Origin of the sequence: Paenibacillus sp. FSL R5-0486, from assembly GCF_037975155.1 — a bacterium.
Lineage (GTDB): Bacteria > Bacillota > Bacilli > Paenibacillales > Paenibacillaceae > Paenibacillus > Paenibacillus amylolyticus.
The window spans coordinates 267,110-289,348 of record NZ_CP150237.1; the positions used below are offsets into that span (position 1 = coordinate 267,110).

The 22,239-nt window shown below is 47.8% G+C and carries 16 protein-coding genes and 1 riboswitch; of the genes, 11 read left to right on the forward strand and 5 right to left on the reverse strand.

What is annotated here, in order from left to right; genetic code table 11:
• Window positions 1–8: 8 nt before the first annotated feature.
• A complete protein-coding gene (locus tag MKY01_RS01225; protein ID WP_315371086.1) occupies window positions 9–884 on the reverse strand; it encodes a CPBP family glutamic-type intramembrane protease in 876 nt (291 codons plus the stop codon).
• Window positions 885–1,061: 177 nt separating this feature from the next.
• Here MKY01_RS01225 and MKY01_RS01230 point away from each other — a divergent pair, with 177 nt between their 5' ends.
• From MKY01_RS01230 to MKY01_RS01240, 3 genes are all read left to right on the forward strand, one after another.
• The gene (locus MKY01_RS01230) at window positions 1,062–1,289 is read left to right on the forward strand and encodes a hypothetical protein (protein WP_017691180.1); all 228 of its coding nucleotides are present in this window, start codon (window positions 1,062–1,064) and stop codon (window positions 1,287–1,289) included.
• A gap of 79 nt (window positions 1,290–1,368) precedes the next feature.
• Window positions 1,369–1,929, forward strand: coding sequence for a hypothetical protein (locus MKY01_RS01235; RefSeq protein WP_339285067.1), 561 nt, complete (start codon window positions 1,369–1,371; stop codon window positions 1,927–1,929).
• Window positions 1,930–2,096: 167 nt separating this feature from the next.
• Window positions 2,097–2,525 (forward strand): VOC family protein, encoded by a 429-nt coding sequence (locus MKY01_RS01240; RefSeq protein WP_036616351.1) that lies wholly within the window; start codon window positions 2,097–2,099, stop codon window positions 2,523–2,525.
• 116 nt (window positions 2,526–2,641) lie between these two features.
• Here MKY01_RS01240 and MKY01_RS01245 read toward each other — a convergent pair whose 3' ends face one another.
• Window positions 2,642–3,499: a hypothetical protein gene (locus MKY01_RS01245; RefSeq protein ID WP_339285069.1), complete on the reverse strand. Its 858-nt coding sequence runs from the start codon at window positions 3,497–3,499 to the stop codon at window positions 2,642–2,644.
• Between the two features lie 220 nt (window positions 3,500–3,719).
• Here MKY01_RS01245 and ytxJ point away from each other — a divergent pair, with 220 nt between their 5' ends.
• The 7 genes from ytxJ (at window position 3,720) to MKY01_RS01280 (ending at window position 13,931) form a co-directional block, all read left to right on the forward strand.
• Window positions 3,720–4,259, forward strand: coding sequence for a bacillithiol system redox-active protein YtxJ (gene ytxJ / locus MKY01_RS01250; RefSeq protein WP_339285071.1), 540 nt, complete (start codon window positions 3,720–3,722; stop codon window positions 4,257–4,259).
• 424 nt (window positions 4,260–4,683) lie between these two features.
• Complete coding sequence (kdpA, locus tag MKY01_RS01255) at window positions 4,684–6,357, forward strand: potassium-transporting ATPase subunit KdpA (protein ID WP_339287058.1); 1,674 nt, start codon at window positions 4,684–4,686, stop codon at window positions 6,355–6,357.
• A gap of 208 nt (window positions 6,358–6,565) precedes the next feature.
• Window positions 6,566–8,566 carry a potassium-transporting ATPase subunit KdpB gene (gene kdpB, locus MKY01_RS01260; protein ID WP_339287060.1) on the forward strand — a complete coding sequence of 667 codons (2,001 nt, stop codon included), beginning with the start codon at window positions 6,566–6,568 and terminating at the stop codon, window positions 8,564–8,566.
• Window positions 8,567–8,627: 61 nt separating this feature from the next.
• Window positions 8,628–9,188 (forward strand): potassium-transporting ATPase subunit KdpC, encoded by a 561-nt coding sequence (kdpC, locus tag MKY01_RS01265; protein WP_339285072.1) that lies wholly within the window; start codon window positions 8,628–8,630, stop codon window positions 9,186–9,188.
• A gap of 100 nt (window positions 9,189–9,288) precedes the next feature.
• Entirely contained in the window at window positions 9,289–11,628 is a 2,340-nt protein-coding gene (locus MKY01_RS01270; RefSeq protein WP_339285074.1) for a histidine kinase, read from the forward strand.
• A 7-nt stretch (window positions 11,629–11,635) separates the two neighbouring features.
• Window positions 11,636–13,228, forward strand: coding sequence for an ATP-binding protein (locus MKY01_RS01275; RefSeq protein WP_339285076.1), 1,593 nt, complete (start codon window positions 11,636–11,638; stop codon window positions 13,226–13,228).
• 1 nt (window position 13,229) lies between these two features.
• A complete protein-coding gene (locus MKY01_RS01280; protein WP_127546488.1) occupies window positions 13,230–13,931 on the forward strand; it encodes a response regulator in 702 nt (233 codons plus the stop codon).
• Between the two features lie 117 nt (window positions 13,932–14,048).
• On the opposite strand, the gene MKY01_RS01285 is transcribed toward MKY01_RS01280, so the two are convergent.
• Window positions 14,049–15,350: an alpha-glucosidase/alpha-galactosidase gene (locus MKY01_RS01285; RefSeq protein WP_339285078.1), complete on the reverse strand. Its 1,302-nt coding sequence runs from the start codon at window positions 15,348–15,350 to the stop codon at window positions 14,049–14,051.
• Between the two features lie 202 nt (window positions 15,351–15,552).
• On the opposite strand from MKY01_RS01285, the gene MKY01_RS01290 reads away from it, so the two are divergent.
• Complete coding sequence (locus MKY01_RS01290; protein ID WP_339285079.1) at window positions 15,553–16,374, forward strand: AraC family transcriptional regulator; 822 nt, start codon at window positions 15,553–15,555, stop codon at window positions 16,372–16,374.
• Between the two features lie 82 nt (window positions 16,375–16,456).
• Window positions 16,457–16,650: riboswitch (cobalamin riboswitch) on the forward strand.
• 718 nt (window positions 16,651–17,368) lie between these two features.
• On the opposite strand, the gene MKY01_RS01295 is transcribed toward MKY01_RS01290, so the two are convergent.
• Complete coding sequence (locus MKY01_RS01295) at window positions 17,369–20,227, reverse strand: DUF5704 domain-containing protein (protein ID WP_339287061.1); 2,859 nt, start codon at window positions 20,225–20,227, stop codon at window positions 17,369–17,371.
• A 538-nt stretch (window positions 20,228–20,765) separates the two neighbouring features.
• Window positions 20,766–22,052 (reverse strand): S-layer homology domain-containing protein, encoded by a 1,287-nt coding sequence (locus MKY01_RS01300; RefSeq protein ID WP_282319701.1) that lies wholly within the window; start codon window positions 22,050–22,052, stop codon window positions 20,766–20,768.
• Window positions 22,053–22,239: the final 187 nt, after the last annotated feature.

A 22,239-nucleotide genomic window follows, 5' to 3' on the forward strand; every position in this document is an offset into this window, starting at 1 on the left:
TCCCTCCCTCATGATTTATGTATTCTCCACCAGCGCCATGCATTGAGCACCGCCAGAATGATCCCACCGACGAAGATTATCATCATATACAAAATAAATATTTCGGCCAACCCATTATCTTGCGCGGTATAGCTTAACAATGCCGGTCTATCACCTGGCATAACAACGAATCGGGCTACTTCCAGGTAAGCGACATGAAATCCGATGGAGGCCCATAGAGAACCGGTCAAACTGCGCAGAAGCTGTAACGTAATTCCATAGGTCAAGAGTAGGATCATATAATCCAAGGTTATCCGGTTTCCGGCATCCATACCGACGAGCTCTTGCAATAGGCTGACACTCATCGGAACCAGCAGAAAGAGTATGATTTGAGTTACATAAGCGAAAAACACAGGAAGTCGCAGTCTGAGGCGTAATCCATCATAGACCATGCCTCGCATGGATAGTTCCTCTGGCAAAGCTTCGTACAAGAAAGCAATACAACTATTAAGTGCAACAGCAAGCAAGAACTCGGCTGAGAAGTGCCACTCCGTAATCGTAATCCAGTTGTTCATACTGGCTATCGCTAACCCGATGAAGGCCAGAGAAGTGGCAAATAATGCGCCAAAGAGCAAGTGAATTATGCTTTTTCCTGTCAGAGGAAGAAGAACGGACTTCATATGGAAGTGTCTTCGAATGACGAATAATACGGGTAAGACGATACTAATAATGACAACAGCCTGGATGAGATGAACCATCCATTCAGCAGCACCAATAGTGCTGACAAACTCCCCTGCGAGTGTAGCAAAAAACAGACCCAATGTCATCGTCAACCAACTCATCCCAATAATGGATATTCCACTGCTGCGTCGTTTCTTGGTTACATGTTCAGTTGACATACTCATGCTAATCCCCTCCTGAAGCCAGTATAAACCCTCGAGTTAACGTCAGGGTCAAGCAGGAAATATGCCTATCAGAATATGGTTCTGCGCAAGGATTAAGTTACGAGCAGCACAAGTGTGGTATACTGGATATATTCAGCCTGATAATAACTGGCTATGGATAGGAGATGTCACTGATCTATGCAGGTATTCGAGGACTGGAATCAGAAAGTAAAGAGGACGTTTAATGCTACGAACCCAGAGGTAGTGTTGACGGTATCGGAAGCTGGAAGTTTGCTTGGTTTGACCAAAGACCAGATGAAACTGTACGTGGACAAGAACAAACTAACGAAGGTCCCGATCATGAGAAGTGTTCACCGATACCTCTTATTGAAAAGTGAAATAGATAACATCGTTCAAGCTCGATAACTTCATAGGATTGAACACAACCATTTTACCGATAGGATTCGGGAGAGTGGTCTTTTTTTTATCTGAAAGGGGACGGAACGTGCTGAATAAAGTGTCAAATTGGTTCTATCAGCGGGTGAATTGGAAATGGGTTGCAGCTGCGGTTGTTGTTTTTGCCTGTTTCATTGCATATATTCTGCCCTGGCAGGCGGCAAAGTCGGAGGAGGCCACCGGTGGAGGGCAGTCTCCGGATTCCTCTTTTCTGTACACTGCGGATGATCTGTATCAGATGGCTGAGCATTATGGTGAAGCAGGGCGGAGCGCCTATATTCAGGCACGGTTCACATTTGACCTCATATGGCCCTTGGCCTATCTGTTTCTGTTGGTTGTTCTGTTATCGATACTATATCGCGTGCTTCCGGTAAAGAGTCGTTGGCGCTGGGTGAATCTGATCCCGGTCTTAGGTTGGGCTATGGACATGCTTGAAAACATAGGTGCGTCCCTGATCATGCATCGTTATCCTGAACGTACGCCTGTGCTTGCTGAACTCACTCCAATATTTACCCTGTTGAAATGGTGTCTGATCTATGCCAGTTTTGCAGCACTGGTTCCGGGTGTTCTGATCACTGCTCTCTATTATATACGCAAGCGTAAGAAGTAGTGGAGCGAGGGATGGATTAAGAATATGTTGGTAACCCTAATCGTGTAAAGGTCCGCAGTGATGAGTGCAGAAATATACGCTTGTCAAAGGACAACCTGTTCATATATACTCATGTCGCAAGTGGCGTGAATCGTATAATTACAAGAGCCCAAGGAGATGAAGAACGCATGTCGATCAGCTTGAATGTGTATCTGGTTACAGACGGTAATGGACGTGAAGCGGTAGATTTTTATCAAAAGGCATTTGGAGCCGAAGTGCTCGCGCTTCAAACATTTGGCGACGGTCCATCTGACCCGAATCACCCCATCCCGCCAGAAGCGAAAGACCGTATTATGCATGCTTCTTTGCAGATTGGCAGCTCGGTATTAATGTTGTCTGATACGTTTCCAGGTATGCCGTACACTGTAGGTAATCATGTTACGGTTACTGTGAACACGGATACGACGGATGAAGCCAAAGCGATTTTCAACCAGTTGCAAGACGGTGGCGAAGTGAAAATGCCGATACAAGAAACGTTCTGGAGTCCAGCCTACGGTTCGGTTGTCGATAAGTTTGGCGTACAGTTTCAGATCAGTGCTACGCCGGGACAAGCTTAAGAGTGTACTCTTCACTAATATAAACTTCAAATGGAAAAAACCTCCGCAATCTGCTTTGAGCAGTTGTGGAGGTTTTTTTGCTTTTTTTGTAATGACTCGTGATTAATCTTCCTTGATTAGTCTTCCTTCTGAATCTTGGAAGGATTGTTGATTTTATAGGGAACCGGGTTACGTGTCAGCTTCTTCTTGATAATTTTCGCTTCAAACGTGATAACATCTCCCACTTCCAGTTCCTGTTTCTTAACGGTGGCACTGTGGCTTGACCAGGCTTCCCCAACATCAATGACGTCTGGCTCCGTAATGGTAACTGCTTCATAGATGATGACTTCATCGTCATTGTCAGAGAAGTGATTCGGTACGGTGGTGAACTCTTTGACAACGGCACTCATCTTCACTTTGCCTTCGGGCAGATCAATCTTGACGCTCTTAGCTTTGCTCGCTGTTTTGGCTTTGGGTTTGGCATCACTGGCTGCCTCAGACTGAGGTCCAACATACTCTTCTACTAGCCCATCCGGATCACCCTTCATCCCCGAGGAGAATTCATCTGTGTCCGTGTCGTCCGAATCATCCAGATCCGACGGAATTTCATCCGGATTAACCAAGGCATCTGGAGTTTGCGTAAGTTCAGCAGGGGTAACTGGTACGACTGTATCCGAAGTTGAGGGTTCTGTGCTGCGATCTGACCCGACATTACTTATGCTTCTGGCGCTGTAACTGGACGCTTGCATTTCCTTCAGATACGACGGGTGAATACAATGCTTTTGTCCATTATCCAGTTGAATAACGGCTGCCATGTGATCGACATATCCAATGATGGTGCACGGCATGTTTAATCCGTTTCCTTTATAATAGAACGTTTTGAGTTTGGTCGCTTTACCAGAAAGCAGACCCCACTCCTGACATTTCTCAATCAGTTCATCTTCGTTATCCAGCGCAATAAAATCCTGCGGTTCAATCATAAATGCGTATGTCATATGGAATTTCCGCCCTTCCAATCCATTCTTCATGTTCATCGTTTCCAAATTACAACCAGTGTATCACAAATGAGCATTTTGCATAAATCGAAACGCTGAAATCTGTACTCGGAGATGAAGATTATCAACGCCTGCTAACAGAGGCCTATGCTATAATTTGATCAGAATGTAAGGTGGGAAGGTTGCCTTGATATACATATTTCAGGAAGGGAAGATCTGCATGAAGAAAAAAGTAAATCATCAAGCTGTATGGCTTGCTATAGGTGTTGCCATGGGAGTCAGCATTGGTACGGCTACGAAGCAGCTTGGACTCGGGATTGCTTTTGGCTTGGCGCTTGGCATAGTGATTGGTTCGGTGGTTAGCAAACGTGCAGGGTCAGACTCGGAACATATGCTCAGCGAGCATGTCCGGGAATTGCACAAACCAGATGACTGGGAAGACGCGCTGTATTGCTCGCAGGATCATCCGGTGCTTATCCTGAAACACAGCACGACTTGTCCAACCAGTGCGAGAGCGTACAGAGAGTTTATGGCGTTTGTAGGCACCCATGCATCAGATCCCAAACAACCTATGGACTTCCGCATCGTCAAAGTGATTGAAAATCGCTCGTTGTCCCGTCACATTGCGGAAGAGACAGAGGTTCACCATGAGTCACCACAGGTACTTCTGCTCGATCAGGGGCAAGTCGTCCATCATACCTCTCATGGCAAAATCACGAAGAAGAGATTATTGCAGTGGGCACAGAATCTATTTGGATAAATAGTAAACCTTATAGACCCGTTCTTTTCAGCCCATTGCTGAGGAGAGCGGGTCTTTTTTACGTTTTTTTTACACCCATGGAGGCATTTCTTTACCCCTTTTTTACAGCGTTTCATATTACGATTTTACATGTAGCAGGTGCAGAGAACGGTAGAGAGAGGGAGGAAGGGCGCATGGTGAATGATGCCATGATGATTGGATTGGTTGTGCTGCTGTTTGCGGTTTTCTGGGGATTCGTGAAATTCTGCGAGAAGGCTTGAGGGTAGAGAGGGGGATGCCAAATGATTGTCATCGGCATGATTGTGCTCTCACTGGTGATTTATCTCGGTTATGTGCTGGTGAAGCCGGAGAAATTCTGATGCTGACAATGTGCGTAATGCACGAACAAGTGAACGTCGAATAGGGAGGAAATGCGGATATGGGTATCGGTGTAGTGCAAGTAGCGGTGACGCTGCTTATCATCCTGCTGCTGGTGAAACCGGTGGGAAAATATATAGTGAACGTGTTTGATGGACAGCGAACGGGGTTGGATCGGATTTTTGGTGGACCGGAGCGACTGCTCTATCGAGTAATGGGAGTACGCGAGAACGAATCCATGGGGTGGAAAAAGTACCTAATGGCTGTTCTTCTCTCCAACTTTGTAATGTTGGTGTTGATGTTTCTGGTGCTGCGGCTGCAAAAGTATTTACCGCTCAATCCGGATGGCATCGGCAATATGCCAGCGGCGCAGGCATTTAATACGGCCGTATCCTTCATGACCAACACGAACTGGCAGTCGTATACGGGCGAGAACGCCTTGTCGTATCTGTCACAGATGCTAGCCGTGACGTTTCCGATGTTTACGTCGGCAGCAACGGGATTTGCAGTGGCTATTGCGTTCATTCGCGGGCTGATAGGCCGCCGGGATGAACTGGGGAACTTTTACGTCGACCTTGTACGGTCGATTACGAGAATTTTTTTACCGCTGAGCTTCATCGTGGCCTTGTTCCTCGTGTTCCAGGGGGTGCCTCAGACACTCGCGGGAGCGGTGAACGCAACCACGCTGGAAGGCGCGCAGCAGACGATCTCACGTGGACTGGTCGCCTCACTGGAGTCGATCAAACACATCGGAACGAATGGTGGCGGCTGGTTTGGAACCAATGCTGCACATCCATTCGAGAATCCGACGGCCCTGAGCAATCTGGTGCATATCGTCTGTATGATGCTGTTACCCACTGCACTGGTATACGCCTTCGGCTTGAGGGTCAATAACCGGAAGCAGGGTTGGGCATTGTTCGCAGCGATGAGTTTTCTTTTTCTTGTGATGTTGACCACAGTCTTTGTCTCCGAATATCGCGGTGTACCTGCGCTGGATGCAGCAGGCCTTCAGGGCAATATGGAGGGGAAAGAGGTCAGGTTCGGCATACCCGAATCGGCTTTATTCACGGCAGTCACGACGGCGGCTACAACAGGTTCGGTCAACAATATGCACGAGTCGCTTACTCCGCTTGGAGGTCTGGTGTCACTGGCTCAGATGATGCTCAATAACGTGTTTGGGGGCAAAGGGGTAGGGCTGATCAACGGACTGCTGTATGTGATTCTGGCTGTGTTTATCTGTGGATTAATGGTGGGACGGACACCTGAGTTTCTGGGCAAAAAAATCGAGGGCAAAGAGGTGAAGCTCGCATCCATCGCCTTGCTCATTCATCCTTTGATTATTCTGGGGCCAACGGCAATCGCGCTTATGCGGCCCGAAGCCATTGCGTCCATCTCGAACGGGGGCATGCATGGCCTGACTGAAGTTCTCTATGCTTTTGCCTCGGGTGCAGCCAATAATGGATCGGCCTTTGCCGGACTGAATGCCAATACAGACTTTTACAACATCGCGATTGGTATCGTTATGCTGCTGGGAAGGTACGTTTCGATGATCGCCATGCTGGCTATTGCGGGTTCACTCGCCACCAAACGGGTTGTGCCTGTAACTACGGGCACGTTGCGGACACACACACCTCTGTTTGCTGGCATTTTGGTCATGATGATCATTGTAGTCGGTGCGCTTACGTTCTTCCCGTCGCTTGCCCTTGGACCGATCGCAGAGCATCTGGCAATGATTCAATGAGAGATATGACAGGGGAGCAACAGAGGAATTGGTATAAGGACGTAACGTACGGAGGTGGCAGTGCACGATGAATGCAGTCGAACGAAAGAAGGAGCAGACGATGCAACACATGGATACAGAAATGTTTAGAACGAAGGGCAATGAGCCAGATAACAACCGTGGTAATATTCAACGTGATCCCGGATCGAAACGGTCGTTAAGCAAGGATATGATACTTCAGGCTTCACTGGATGCGTTCAAGAAACTAAATCCGGTGGTCATGATCAAAAATCCTGTCATGTTTATTGTCGAGGTGGGTACATTCATTACGCTCTTATTATGCATCAATCCAGATCTCTTCACCGCATCCGAGGCTGGGCGCGGGTACAATATCGCCGTGTTTTTCATTTTGTTGTTCACGCTGCTGTTTGCCAACTTCGCGGAGGCACTTGCAGAAGGTAGAGGTAAGGCGCAGGCGGATACGTTACGCAAGACGAAGTCGGACACCCTGGCCAATCTGGTGCAGAAGGATGGAACCATCCGGCAAGTATCTTCGACCCAGTTGAAAAAAGGCGATATGGTCCGTGTGGAAGTCGGTGAACTGATCCCGACGGACGGTGAGATTATGGAAGGCTTGGCCTCCATTGATGAATCGGCCATTACCGGAGAATCCGCCCCGGTCATCAAGGAAGCAGGGGGAGATTTCTCCTCTGTTACCGGAGGTACACGCGTCGTGTCCGATTACATCGTCATGCGTGTTCAGACCGATCCTGGGGAGTCATTCCTTGACCGGATGATCTCTCTGGTTGAGGGTGCTCAGCGCCAGAAAACACCTAATGAAATCGCGCTGACAACCCTGCTCGCCGTTTTAACCCTGATCTTTCTGATCGTCATTCTAACAATGGTCCCGATGGCGAATTACCTGGGTATTCGACTGGATCTGGCGACCCTAATCGCACTGCTCGTCTGCTTGATCCCAACCACAATTGGTGGATTACTGTCTGCCATTGGTATTGCCGGGATGGACCGTGTTACGCAGTTTAATGTGCTCGCCATGTCGGGTAAAGCGGTGGAAGCAGCCGGGGATATCGATACGTTGATTCTGGACAAAACGGGGACGATCACATACGGAAACCGTATGGCATCTGAATTCATTCCAGTTCAGGGCATTACTTCATCAGAGATGACGAGGGCTGCTTTACAGGCTTCTGTGCGAGATGAGACCCCGGAAGGGCGTTCTGTTGTGGAATTGGCAGGCAAACAAGGTCAGAGCTGGTCTGAAACGGGGTATGCCAATGCGGAAAATGTGGAGTTCACGGCAGAGACCCGGATGTCTGGTCTGAATCTGATCAGCGGAATGAAGATCCGCAAAGGAGCGGTGGATGCAATCAAACGTTATATTGCTTCCGAAGGAGGCCGTATACCGGGAGATCTGGATGAGATTGCAAATCGTATTGCGAAGGCCGGAGGCACGCCGCTTGCTGTTGCCATCGATGAACGAATCTACGGTGTGATCTATCTGAAAGACACTGTGAAGCCAGGGCTGAAGGAGAAGTTCGCTGAGATGCGCGCCATGGGCATCAAGACCATTATGTGTACAGGCGACAATCCGCTGACCGCAGCAACCATAGCGCTGGAAGCGGGCGTGGATGATTTTATTGCGGAAGCGAAGCCCGAGGACAAGATTGCGGCGATCAAAAAAGAACAGCAGGAGGGCAAGCTCGTCGCCATGACGGGCGACGGTACCAACGATGCTCCTGCTCTGGCGCAGGCCGATGTGGGCCTGGCGATGAATTCGGGCACCATGGCGGCCAAGGAAGCGGCCAACATGATTGACTTGGATTCCGACCCGACCAAGTTATTGTCGGTTGTCTCCATTGGCAAACAGTTGCTGATTACACGCGGCGCACTGACAACCTTTTCGATATCCAATGATATCGCGAAGTATTTTGCGATCATTCCAGCCATGTTCATTCTCGCTATGCCGCAGCTTCAGGCGCTGAATATTATGAATCTGGCTTCGCCGCAGTCCGCGATCCTGTCGGCGCTCATCTTCAACGCTATTATTATTCCGCTGCTTATTCCCATCGCGATGAAAGGGGTTAAGTATCGGGCGATGTCAGCCGAACGACTGCTTGGTCGCAATGTGTTCATCTATGGCGTAGGTGGTGTGATTGTACCTTTTATCGGCATTAAGCTGATTGATATGGTTCTGTCGGGGATTCTTTAACGAGAAAACAACGCTTATCAAAATTGTCCTTCTATCCTAATGAATTCAGGAAGTGATCTGTATGAACATGTTCTTGCCCGCCGTACGGTTATCCGTTGTGCTTATGCTGATATGCGGCCTAATCTACCCGCTTGTAACGACTGGTGTAGCCCAGCTTCTCTTTCCTGCGCAGGCGAATGGCAGTCTGATTACGCAAAATGAGAAAATCATCGGCTCGTCCCTGCTGGCGCAGGATTTCCAATCGCCGGGGCTGTTCCAGCCCCGGGCATCAAATGCTGGTTATGATCCAACGGCTTCGGCCGGTTCCAATCGCGCTGTAGCCTCAGAGGAGTATATCGGCGAGATGAAAGAAAAGATTGCTCAGCTTAGGCAGGAAAATCCGGGATTGAAGCAGATCCCTGCTGATCTCGTGACGGGTTCAGGCTCTGGACTTGACCCGGATCTCTCTCCCGAAGCCGCTGAGGCACAGATCCCACGCATTAGCAAAGCTACAGGGCTTAGTGAACAGCAGCTTGTGCAACTTGTAAATGAGCATACGCAAGGCCGGCAAATGGGTATATTCGGGGAACCGCGTGTGAATGTAACGGCTCTGAATCTGGCGCTGACAGCAGAACTGAACTAACGAACATATTAGCCTGCTCACGATATATCGGGAGGGGCTTTCTCTATTTTTTCTTCATATTTTAAGACACGCTCTAATAAGAAAGGGGGGAGAGGGACGGATGGAAGACAGCTTCAAGCGCAAGTCACCGGAAGAGATGATGAAGATGATTACGAAGCTGCAACAGGGTACGCTCAAAATCTACATCGGCCCAGTCAGCGGATCGGGCAAAACGTATCACATGTTGCGGGAAGGGAACACGTTGCGCGAGCAGGGCATTAATGTGGTCATCTGTGCCGTGTCCACGATGCGCAGACCGGAAACGGTAGAGCAACTTGGCGCACTCGAACGGATTCCAAGCATTCACTGGTTACGCGAGAGTGATGATGTAGAGATGAAGGATCTGAACTTGGATGCACTATTGGCACGTAATCCGGAGGTTGTGCTGGTGGATGGTTTGGCACATCGCAACAGAGAAGGTACTCGGTATGCTACCCGGCTGGAGGATATTCAGTTTTTGCTCCGAAACAATATCAGTGTCATGACAACGGTGAATGTGTATGAGCTGGAAGGCTATACAGAGCTGGCACGACAACTTACGGGGATCGCAGCAGAATATACGGTGCCTGCCGATACATTGGAGCTTGCGGATGAAGTGAAGCTGATAGACGTCACACCAGAAACCATACTGAGCCGTCTGGCAGAAGGTCATCTGAAGGGGCATGAGGGAAAAGTAGTTTTTCGTCAAGGCAATCTGGGTATTCTGCGCGAACTGGCCCTGAGATTGGTTGCAGAAGGGGTGAATGAATCCCTGCGTGAGCATCGGGAGGAGATGGGAATTACCGTCACAACAGGCATCATGGAACGGATTCTGGTGTCCACGCAATATCATTGGAATGGCTCCATCTATATCCGGCGTGGACAACAGATTGCCAAACGGCTGAATGGTGATCTGTGCGCCGTGGTTTTTCGGAATATGAAGCAGCCATTAACCAAGGAGGCAACCGTATTTCGGCGCAATATGATCAAGTTGGTGGAGAAGTTTGGCGGCCATATGGAGGAACTGTCCGTATTACACCGTCGCAACATCCCGTCTACGCTGGCGCGTTACGCCATGGAGCACCAGATTACCCGGATTGTGATGGGACACTCCCGGCGTACACGCTGGCAGGAACTATGGCAAGGGTCCGTTGTTAACTCGCTGCTGCGCAGATTACGTGGTGTCGATCTGTTTCTGGTTGCTGATCGAGCGGCCCGGGAGGGTGAACGTGTGGTTCCGGCTAAAGTTAACGATGTGGAGTCGCTGACATACCGCAGACTAAGCGAGCAGGAAATGAAGGAACAGATTGGCCAGATTCAGCGCGGTACATTCAAAATATATATCGGAGCCGCACCAGGTGTAGGCAAAACCTACATGATGCTTCGGGAAGGCAATGATTTGCTCCGTAAGGGCATCGATGTGCAAATCGGTTTGCTGGAGACACATGGGCGGGCGGAAACCGTGGAGCAGATGGGTCACCTGTCTGTGATCCCTCGCGCGAAGTGCGTTTATCAGGAGGCTCGTCTGGAAGAGATGGACACGGAGGGTATTCTGCAACTTTGTCCGGAAGTGGTGCTTGTGGATGAACTGGCGCATACGAATGTGCCCGGAAGTGTCCGGCAAAAGCGTTATGAAGATGTCCTGCTCCTGCTGAATGCAGGCATCTCGGTGATTACCACAATGAACGTACAGCATCTCGAAAGTCTGAATGATGCCGTTGAACATATTACCGGTGTTCGTGTCCGCGAGACCGTACCCGATCGGATCATTCAGATGGCGGATGAGGTGCAGTTGATTGATGTGGCACCCCAGGCCTTGCGGCAGCGCATGAGGGAGGGTAAAATCTATGCAACTGCCAAGGTCGAGCAAGCCCTTGCGAATTTCTTCAAAATCGGTAATCTGATTGCCTTGCGAGAACTTGCCCTGCGCGAGCTGGCGGACGATGTCGATGAACGGCTTGAAACACAGCAGGCCAAAATTGCACTTCGAGGACCTTGGCGCAGACAGGAAGCGGTCTTTGTATGTGTAAGCAGTGATCGTCATGCCGAGCGGCTGATCCGGCGCGGATTCCGTATGGCTTATCGTCTAAAAGCCATCTGGCATGTACATCATATCCACATAGGTGAGTCCATGAGTGACGAAGTGAAATGCCATCTGGAGGCGTTGGAGCAGCTGACGATTCGGCTTGGTGGTCAATTTCATATTCATCACAGTCCAAGGCTGCGGGATATACCTGAGATTTTGGCCAGAAAGGCATCGGAGGCGAGAGCAACCCAGTTGGTGGTCGGGCAGGCAAGACGGGTGTGGTGGCTAAATGGCTACCGTGGCTCAGGTTCGGTGGTCAACCGACTTGTACGCTTGTCGCGGCATCTGGATGTATTGATCGTTGCAGATTATGATTATGAACTGAGCGGGATGTGAATCGATTTTGTCAGAACGAATAAAAAAAGAAACGCGGGCAGCCCATGGGAAAAGAGTTCCGGCATATGTATGGGTGACCCTCGGGGTGATACTGCTAACCTTGTTGCTTCATGCCATCGGCATGAGTGGAGATCTGGTTAATGTAGCACTAGTATACCTATTTCCTGTACTGGTGAGTGCCGTGTATTGGGGAATGGGGCCAGCTGTATATACCGCGAGTTTTAGCGTCATTATGTTTGACTTCTTTTTTGTCCCGCCATATTTGAGCTTTACGGTTGAGGACTTGAGATATCTCATCTCCTTTGTTGTGTATCTTGCGGTGGCGATCCTGACAGCGAGTCTTGCAGGTCGATTGCGACAACAGTTGGAGATGGTAAAAGCACGCGAGGCTACGACTAACTCCCTGTACGCATTGAGTCGTCAGATGACAGCCATTACGGATCTGAATACCTTACTGGTTAACATTGCAACCCAAGTATCGCTTACCCTGGGTAAGCCGGCGGCTGTGTATCTTCCGGATGGGCAGGGGGATCTGCTGGTTACAAGCTCTTCTGCACAAGCATCAGAAGGGGAAAAGGATGGTTGGGGAGATGGAGAGTCGGAGATTGCCATTGCAAAATGGGTGTATCATCACGGACAGATCGCAGGTAAGGGATCATCCACTTTGCGGGAATCTCTCGGGCTATATGTACCGCTACGCACAGAGGAGCAAATTCATGGCGTGCTCGCCGTAAGCATGGACGCTGGCGAGATTCATGAGCAGCAAGAAGAGCTTCGTCTGTTGGAGGCATGCGGAGGACTGGCCGCAGGTGCTATTGCCCGAGTGAAGCTGGCGGAAGAGGCCAGATTGGCGCAGATTACTGCTGAATCAGAGCGCATACGCACAGCGCTGCTGGATTCTGTCTCTCATGAATTGCGTACGCCCCTAACCGCCATTATCGGCTCGGCTACAGGATTGTTGGAGAATGATACGCTTTTTACACCCGAGGATCGGAGAGAATTAACAGGCAACATTCGGGATGGAGCCTTGCGTATGAATCGTCTCGTCACAAATCTGTTAGGTATGGTTCGGCTGGAGAGCGGCATGTTGCAACTGAACCGGAAATGGTGTGACGTGGAAGATATAATCAGCGTTGTACTGACACAAGTTCGGGAATTCAGTCCGCATCGTAACATTCAAGTCGAACTACCTGATGACCCGGCCTTTATCTACGGAGATGAAGTATTGCTGGAGCAGGTGCTGGTCAATATCGTCAGCAACGCCATCAAATATTCGCCCGACGAGACCCAGATTGTCATCATTGTGGCGAGTGACAGAAGTCCGAATCAATTGACGATCATGGTTGCTGATCAAGGCATCGGTATACCGGAAGCAGAAAGAATACGTATATTTGATAAGTTCTATCGCTCAGAGTCGACTCAGCATGTCACAGGGACGGGGCTTGGTCTGGCGATCTGCAAAGGTATTGTGGAAGTCCACGGAGGTACCATTGTGGCAGAGCCGAATCCGGGCGGGGGAACGAGAATGCGCATAGATATCCCCATGGAGGCTCACGGATCACGGTTTCCCTATTCAGAACAAGGAGAGGTTGAAGAATGACATGAACGCACCACTAGGGGCTCGCATACTGGTGATCGATGATGAGCCGCAGATTCGCAAATTGCTCAAGGTCACCCTTCAGGCACACCAATTCGAACTCTACGAGTGTGGGGATGGCGAAGAGGGCGTTATTCAGGCCAGTATTGTACATCCGGATCTGATCATCCTTGATCTTGGTTTGCCGGGCATGTCTGGCATGGAGGTACTTCGCCGGATTCGCGAATGGTCACAGGTACCGATTATTGTGCTGACAGCGAAGGATCAGGAGGGAGACAAAATTGCCGCTCTGGATGGTGGTGCAGATGATTATGTAACTAAACCATTCGGGATGGGTGAGTTGGTCGCCCGTATTCGGGTGGCGCTGCGTCATGTAGCCAAAACGACGGATGAGCCAATACTGCGCTTCGGATCACTAACGGTTGATCTGGCCCAAAGGCAGGTCGAACTGGAGGGGACTTTGGTCAAATTAACCCCGACGGAATATGAGATGCTGAAGGTGCTCGCCTCGAATGCGGGGAAAATCATCACTCAGCGTCAGCTTTTGCAGCAAGTATGGGGAGGGCATCACCATGAGTCTGACAGCCACTATCTTCGGGTATATGTGGGACATCTGCGTAAAAAATTAAAGGAAGATCCGACGAATCCGCGATATATTCAAACGGAGCCTGGCATTGGTTATCGCTTTTTGCTCCCCGCCGAGTAAGGTTTAAGGGAGCGAGACATTTCTGATAAATGATGTGATGCACCATTATGCAGATGAGTGCTATGGAACGAACAAAACACCGTCCCCTTTAACAGCAAAGGAAACGGTGCTTTTATATTATGACGTGTATTTTGGCAACCAGTCGCCGTGAGCCTCAATCAACTCATCACACATCGCTACGATGTCATCGATAGACAGTTCCGCAGCCGTGTGTGGATCAAGCATGGCGGCGTGATAGATATGTTCTTTTTTGCCAGTGATTGCCGCTTCAATTGTTAGTAGTTGCGTGTTGATGTTTGTCCGGTTCAGTGCTGCGAGTTGTGGAGGCAAATCCCCAATGTAAGTAGGGCTGATTCCTGATCCATCCACCAGACAAGGTACCTCGACACATGCCTCGCGCGGCAGGTTCGTAATCAGTCCGTTGTTCATGACGTTGCCGCCAATCTTGTATGGGTTATTCGTCTCCATCGCTTCGATAATATGCGATGCGTATTCACGGCTACGGGTATGTTCAATATTTTCGCTGGCAAACAGCTTGGTACGCATTTCTTTCCAGCCTTCAATCTGGTTCACACAGCGGCGTGGATACTCATCCAATGGAATGTTGAAGCGTTCAATCAACTCCGGGTAATTCCGTTTGATGAAGTAAGGGTGGTACTCAGCATTGTGCTCGGAGGATTCCGTTACATAATAGCCAAAACGCTGCATCAGTTCATAACGAACCATGTCGTCATGCTGTTCCTTCTGTTTTTCTTTCGCCAGACGTTTAATCTCGGGGTACAGATCCTGCCCGTCTTTTGTGACTTCGAGCAGCCATGCCATGTGGTTGATGCCTGCAATTTTGGCTACGACACCCGTCTGATCGATCCCCAGTGCATCAAACAGATGTGGTACACATACCTGCACACTATGACACAATCCTACAGTTTTGATCCCACCATGCACATTCATGACGTTGGTAAGCACGGCCATCGGGTTGGTGTAGTTCAGGAACCACGCATCTGGACATACTTCCTGCATATCTCGGGCGAAATCCAGCATGACCGGAATCGTCCGCAAGTTACGGAAAATTCCGCCAATGCCGAGTGTATCTGCAATTGTTTGACGCAGTCCGTATTTCTTCGGAATCTCGAAGTCTGTAATGGTACATGGATCATATCCACCGACCTGGATAGCGTTGATGACATATTTGGCCCCGCGTAGCGCTTCTTTGCGGTCAGGATATACGTTCACAACGCAACGACTTCCGAGTGAACGGGCCAGACTGGTCAACAAACGCTCTGAGTCGCTCAAGCGTTCAGCATCAATATCGAACAATGCCAGCTCAAAATCCTGCAGTGCTTCGGTCATCATGACATCACCCAATACATTTTTAACAAAGACAGTGCTGCCTGCACCGAGGAACGTAATTTTATTCATTTAAGTTTAGCCTCCCTGAAAAATGTTGTACCCCAACTATAGGCCGATTCGGCGTATATAACTATGGCTCAAACCCTTTCAAACATGTCATAATCCCATTTTTGTTCCCGCTTTCAACTAATATGGAAGCACTTTAGCTGTTATAATATAAATAGACGAAATGAAGAGGTAAGCGGAACGAAGTCAGGATGGAGGGAGAAAAATGAGTCGCATTGAGATGAATGTGGTTCCCGCAGGCTGGACACAGATGGAGTTGCTGTTGTTGTTTTTTGGGTGGGAGGCATGTGACCCTGCGCATTATTGGGGACCGGGTGTACGTGATTCTTACATTGTGCACTACATCCATGAAGGACAGGGTACCGTGTACATGGGGGATCGAGAATACAAGCTTAGCGAGGGACAGGGTTTTGTCATTCTCCCGGACACACTCATTCATTATGAGGCAGATCCGAAGGAGCCCTGGACATATTCGTGGTTCGGTTTTAAAGGCATACAAGCCAAAGCATTCATGCAACGTGCTCAATTGAGCCCGGAGCGTCCGATATATGATGCCCAGGATACAAATACGATGGAACAGTTGTATACGGAGATGGTCCAGGCTTCCACGCGTCCGGGAGGCGATGTGATGAATCAAAGTCTCTTGTACCGCTTGATGGCAGAATTAATCTCTTCTTCGCCTGTAGAGGAAGAAATAGGACAGCTTCTTTCGAACAAAGAGACGTATATCCGACAGGCGGTGCAGTTTATGGAGAACAGGTACAGCCAGCGAACCTCCATTCTGGATATTGCCCAAGCTGTGGGGCTGGATCGCACGTATCTGTCGGGATTGTTCAAAGAGCGATATGGCATGTCGCTACAGTCCTTTTTTCTGGAGTACCGCATGAATCGGGCTGCCGAACTTCTTCAGAATCCAGGGCTGTCGGTCAGTGAAGTGGCCCATTCTGTCGGTTATACGGACCCATTACTGTTTTCCAAGATGTTTAAGCGAGTGACGGGTGTGTCTCCAAAGGGTTCGAGAAATTGAGATTAGACGTATTTAGTGTTTCAAATTTGAAAGAAAAGTTTTGATCATTAATCGTCCCCCGCTATACTGATACAGAAGTGTAATTGAATATGTGGAACTTGGTGCTTTGCCCGTCAGGGTGGAAGCTTAATAGGAAAGTCCGGTGTGATACCGGAGCGGTCCCGCCACTGTAACAGAGGAGTCAAGTAGCGATAATCCACTGGTTTAAGCCGGGAAGGAGCTGCAAGTGACGATGATTCTGGAGCTAGGAGACCTGCCAGGTTTAAGAAACACAGTAGTACCCTACGGGAGATAGGAAGGTGTTTAGAGAGCATGATTTTTTCTGAAAATCTGTTTATTTAAGGCGTCCTCATCCAGTAACACGGAGAAGGACGCCTTTTTTGATAGAATTTATAAGTTTTCATCGGAGCTGTGGATGAAGAACATCATGGCACATAAATAAAGTTGTGGGGAAGGACGTTAGAGCACTTGAGCAGATATATCGTTAAACGATTATTACAATTGGTAGCAGTATTGTTCGGCATCACGTTCCTGACGTTCCTGCTAACCTACCTGTCTCCTGGAGAAAGTCTGTCAGGATAATACTAATGTGCGGGTTTTCTTTATAGTCTAAGTAAGGTTATGAAAAAAGAATGATGCAAGAAGGGTTACCCCAGAAGTCCATAGATGACTTTCAGGATAACCCTTTTGTTGTATAACAGGCATGTTGTGTGTAGTTGGGATGTGACACTGGAATCACTTGTGAATGCTTTATCGTATGTGGTTCAGTACACCTATATCATTAAGCACACCATAGTTTTACGCAGGCTGTATAGTACTTAGTCTGACACTTCATGGCTATTTTATCATACAATTATTGATTGCTTCCTTGGGTGATTATCGCTTTACAGATATTCAGTCTTATTTTGGAGAGGTACTCCGCATACAGACTCTTCGGTCCACATGCAGTTGGCTACATATGCTTAGCCAGTCGTGCTGACATGAGAGATTCAAACTAGTGCGGTACTTGGGATTGGAAGTCATTCCGGCTAGACTGATCAGCATGGTAAAAGACAATATCGCCATCCTTCAGCGGCCAGGTTCTACCTTGACTGTCTGTTGGCTTTTTGTTGAAACCTTCCATCTGCCATTGATTCATCAGTGGTGCATGAATGTATTGCAGATGGGGCGCCTCTGTATTTCCATTCCGCAGGCTCTCCATGTTGAAGTTGACTACGATAAAACCATTCTTTAGAAAAACATTCGATTTCTCATCCAGTTGATTTTGTCGAGCAAGAGGTTCGAGATCTGTACCTTTTGGTACGGCATATACATCGGCAGGTAAGCTGTACTCCCCGTACCAGCGCTGGATTGATGCATTGGCCCGGTCCACGTTGACCCCGGAAGGAATCTCCGATTTGGGCCCGATGAGTGTCCGAATCGGAGCGGAAAGGATCATCCAATCATAACGACCTACCCATGTTTTTTGATGAGAAGTCTGATCGACCAGGCGAACCATATGTTCTGCCAACGTACGCTGGCTGCGTTCTTCCGCTGTCAGTTCATAAGTATACTGATAACGTGCTGTATCACCTAACTCTGTGCCGGGTACATTTCGAAGCCGTGAGTTCAGCACAACAAAGCGTTTCTCCAGATCCTGAGACGATCCGATACGGATCAGGCGTTCCTGGCCTCGATGGTAGTACAGATCCACTTCTTGTCGGGAGGACCCGTCTTTACTCACAAAAGCAAAAGTGGGTGTAATTCGAATACCATCCTGTTTGCCAAACATATTGCCCTTGGTCTTCAGATTGAACTTGAAATGGTACCCTGTCTTCACAGTCGCGTTAGCGAATCCCTGCACCGGATGGCTTCCTGGTCGGATGGGCAATACAAATGGAGCCAGATTACCTCGTGGATCACCATCAATGCTATTCATCCCAGTCCAGTAGCTATAGCCCGTTGGGTCGGGACTGCCCAATTGCTTGCGAAATACATTTTCCCAGTTGTAATCGGAGATATCAGTGACGTGAAAATCATATAACCTTCCGATGACATCTACCGGTACGGTATCTGCTACAACATGATGTGCCAGATTGGTATTGGCATCCTGTTGCTCGGTAAAGTTTGCAGGTGCATTCTCTGCAATATTGCGGAATACAATATGGTATTTGCCTTCGTCTACCCATACAGGGAGATAGAATGTGGTGTCCAGTTGATTGACCGGAATATCCACCCATGTCTTAGCAGGGATAAACTGGCTCCGATCTGCGTTATAGACATCAAACGGGAATTGCACCTGTTTGATTCGAAAATATTTGGCATAGTCCCGATTCCCATAACCGGGATAACTCACTGCGTCCAAGTGCTGTCCCGATGTGGGAATTCGCACAATGAACGGGCGTTCCAGAATGAGTGCAGCGCTGGTTGGGTCTGGTACGGTTTTCTGATTATGCGGCTGATCATCCGATACCCAGGCGTAGTTGACGACAGGGGTGTGTACGGTGACCGTGTTGATGCCGTTAATCGGTAATATTTTATTGGCACCGCCATTCACGTTACCCGGTAGCAAATCATAATAGATTTCACCAGAGCTTGTGGTGTTTGCTTTATTAAGCAGGGAATTGCTGATCATATTACCCGGTTTGTACAGCACATCACGCCCAATCATCGTTGGATTAGGAATATTGGATGGCGTTGGGCCATCTTTGGTTGCTTCCACATCATTCATAATGGTTGTGTTGTTGAATTTCACTAGATCATTATTCACTTTACTTTGAGGTGTGTTGGATTCAGCCATCCCTTTTAACCGTGATGTATCATCAGGCACACTGGGAGGTTGGTTCAAACCACCTGTTAATTTGGGTGGAGTATATGAGATTGAAGTGGTTTGCCCTGGTCGTACATGGCTTTCTACGGCTTCATCATTTTTAGACTCTAGTGTTGGTGGTGTGTATCCTGTTGGATTCATCGTAACGGTCTCACCGGGCAAAGCGTAATTATTCATGGTTGCTTTAGCGATCTTGTATACTTCCAGATTGTTAATTTTCCAGTAGGAGTAGTCTCTTGTGATCTGGAAGTTGTATGGCTTGGGTACCGTGTCGTTCGCGGGTACAGGTGGCCCTGGTGTACAACCATCATCATCACATTCCTCTGGTCCAGGTACTGTCCACTCTCTGTCGTACGAGATTGTGACATTACAGTTGTATGTAACTTTACCGCTCATTTTCGCCCAGGCTTGTTTAAACAAATAATTGTCAGCAAAGGCATTTGTGTAGAGTGATTCGGAAGTAGGGATTCCTCTTAACACATTGAATGTCTCATTATCTCTGTTATCTGACTTGATAACACCGTTGGTATTTGGATCGAGATCATTCATGCTCATAATGGTTCCAGCAGAAGGTGGTCCAATCGTTGGTGTGCAACCTCCACCACCGCCCCCGTTACCGTCGCCCTCGCCAGTACCTGGGTTCTCTTCAACACCAATGTTTGTAGTGGTAGTTAACTGAAATCCATCTTTCTTCCACAGTACGGTGATGGTTGTAGTTCCCCTACTGACAGCTTGGACTAATCCGGAATTACTAACGGTAGCAACACCAGGATTGGATGATTCCCATGTCGTTGTACCACCGCTACCGGTGTTTACATTGGTCTCCGCTCCAAAGTTTCCATCTCCAGTTTTCGTCTTGACCTTAGCATTAAGTTGTTTGGACTGGTTCAAGCTAATTTGTCCACCAGCGGTTAGGTTGATCTCTTTGGTTATTTCAACAAGACCTTTCCAGTAAAGATCTGTATTGAAGATGTAATCAGCTGACCATTTAGGTGGGTTATATTCTCTAGCAGCTGTTGCATTGATAACGCCGCCTATTTTCATTGTGAACACTGTTCTTCTACCATTAAAGGAGTCAACAGAAACTAGTTTAGGCATATTCAAATCTGCATTGTAATGTTGGTTGTCGTCCATATAATGAGGCATTAGGGACACCTCGGTTAATTCTGATCGTGGATAAGGATCGCTGTTTTTATCCATATAAACTGCAGGTTTGTATACTTCTTTATCAAGATCAAGATCAACACAAACTGTCGAAGAAACGGGACGATTTGTTGATGAATCGTTAGCTAGTAAAATATGATCATTAGGCCCACTACATCCGCCATCAACACTCCATCTTAAATCATCAATTTGATAAATATAAATGCCGATATTGGTCATTTTTTGTCCTTCAACAGGTATAACTTTTAGTTGAGATTTCGCTGGTGTTTCCGGTACCATATATTGAGGCTTTATTGCAGGTTTAGTACCAGGTCCGCCACCGGCGTGCACAAATGAATAAGGTGTTAATAGAGAGCAGATGGTTAGAAAGGCTATCAGTAATTTACTGATAGCTGGCTTTAACTTTAAATCGTTTATTTTATTTTGTATCGATGACACTAAAGATTGCCCCCTCTTTGGATTCTAGGATCACAGCTCTCGTCACAGATTGATTAAAATGTAACATTCCTCGTGCCCAATATATAGGGTTTTTAACTCCAAAGACTCCTCTATTCAAGGTGTAATCTCCTGTTTTTGGAGCCTCATATGACAAAAATGATTTTGATTGAGGGGAAGCCAAAGGATTAAAGGTAGCTGAATTAAGGAGACTTCCGGCTTGTGGTTGGTTCATGGATGCCGATTTAATATTTAAATCAAACTCGACGAAAGAGAAATATCTATCGTTTTGGAGCTTTACTCCTTCATCTAAAAAAACGGGATAATAGATGCTACGGTTATTGCTAGCGACATTAGTATCTACAATAATCCAATTCAAAACTTTAAGATCAGCATAATTTGTATCGGTAACGATTTCTTTGTTTCTAACTTTCGAAAAGTCATTAGTCACAACTTCATCGTATTTCTGATTGCCTGATAAAATAATTTTCCTTTCAGGTGTTTTCTGGTACTTAGGCGCAATAATATTCAAATTCGTCCCCGTCAAACCCACCGCCCGCAGCTCATTCAGACCCTGAAAATCGGCAGGTTTTGCCTTGGCAACTGTTGCATAACGGGCAATCAACACAGCAACTTCCGCTCGTGTTGTAGTACGATCAACGCCAAATGTTTTATCGTTTGCCACACTCATAAGTCCTGTTCCCAGGGCAACGGCTACTGCATTTTTTTGAGCGCTTGCGAGTTTACCTGTGAAATATTCCTTTGCGGGCACAACGGTGTTGGTTACATCAGAGAGTGCTTGTTTGTACTCAGGATCAACCACGGTTAGCCCTTGCGTTAGCCAAGTAGCCATTTCGCCTCGTTGAAGAGCGCCTTGTGCACCCAATTTTCCCTTGTAATTAGAAGGGTTGATAAAACCTTTTGCGATAGCAATTGAGACACCGCTCTTTGCCCACTCGGGTATGTCTGTGAAATTGTTTTGTTCTTGTGTCGTTGCATTAGGCTGGTCGGATAGACGCCCCAGGATACTTGCCATTTCAGCTTTGGTGACAGGTGAGCTTGGTTTAAATGTCCCGTCGGTATACCCCTTGAAATAACCTTGTTCCACGGCTGAATTAATCGCTGCGGATGCCCAGTGTGTAGCTGGAACGTCCTTGAATGTAGTTGTAGCTTGTACGGCTTCTACAGAACTCCCAACACCTCCAAAACCTGCGATACCCCCTGTTAATAAAGCTAATGCCGTTACGCCGGAAATCATCATTTTTTTCATGAATCTTACTCCTCTCAATTGTGAGTTTTTTTCCTTGATATGTACTTTTCAGGCTACTAGATACTAAATTTGTAATAATAATCAATATTCTACCATGTATAACTAGGCTGTTGGTATGATATATCAAGAAAACTCCTCCTCTCCGCTCAATCCTTACTACTTCTCCAGACTTACTTTTCCTCAAAAA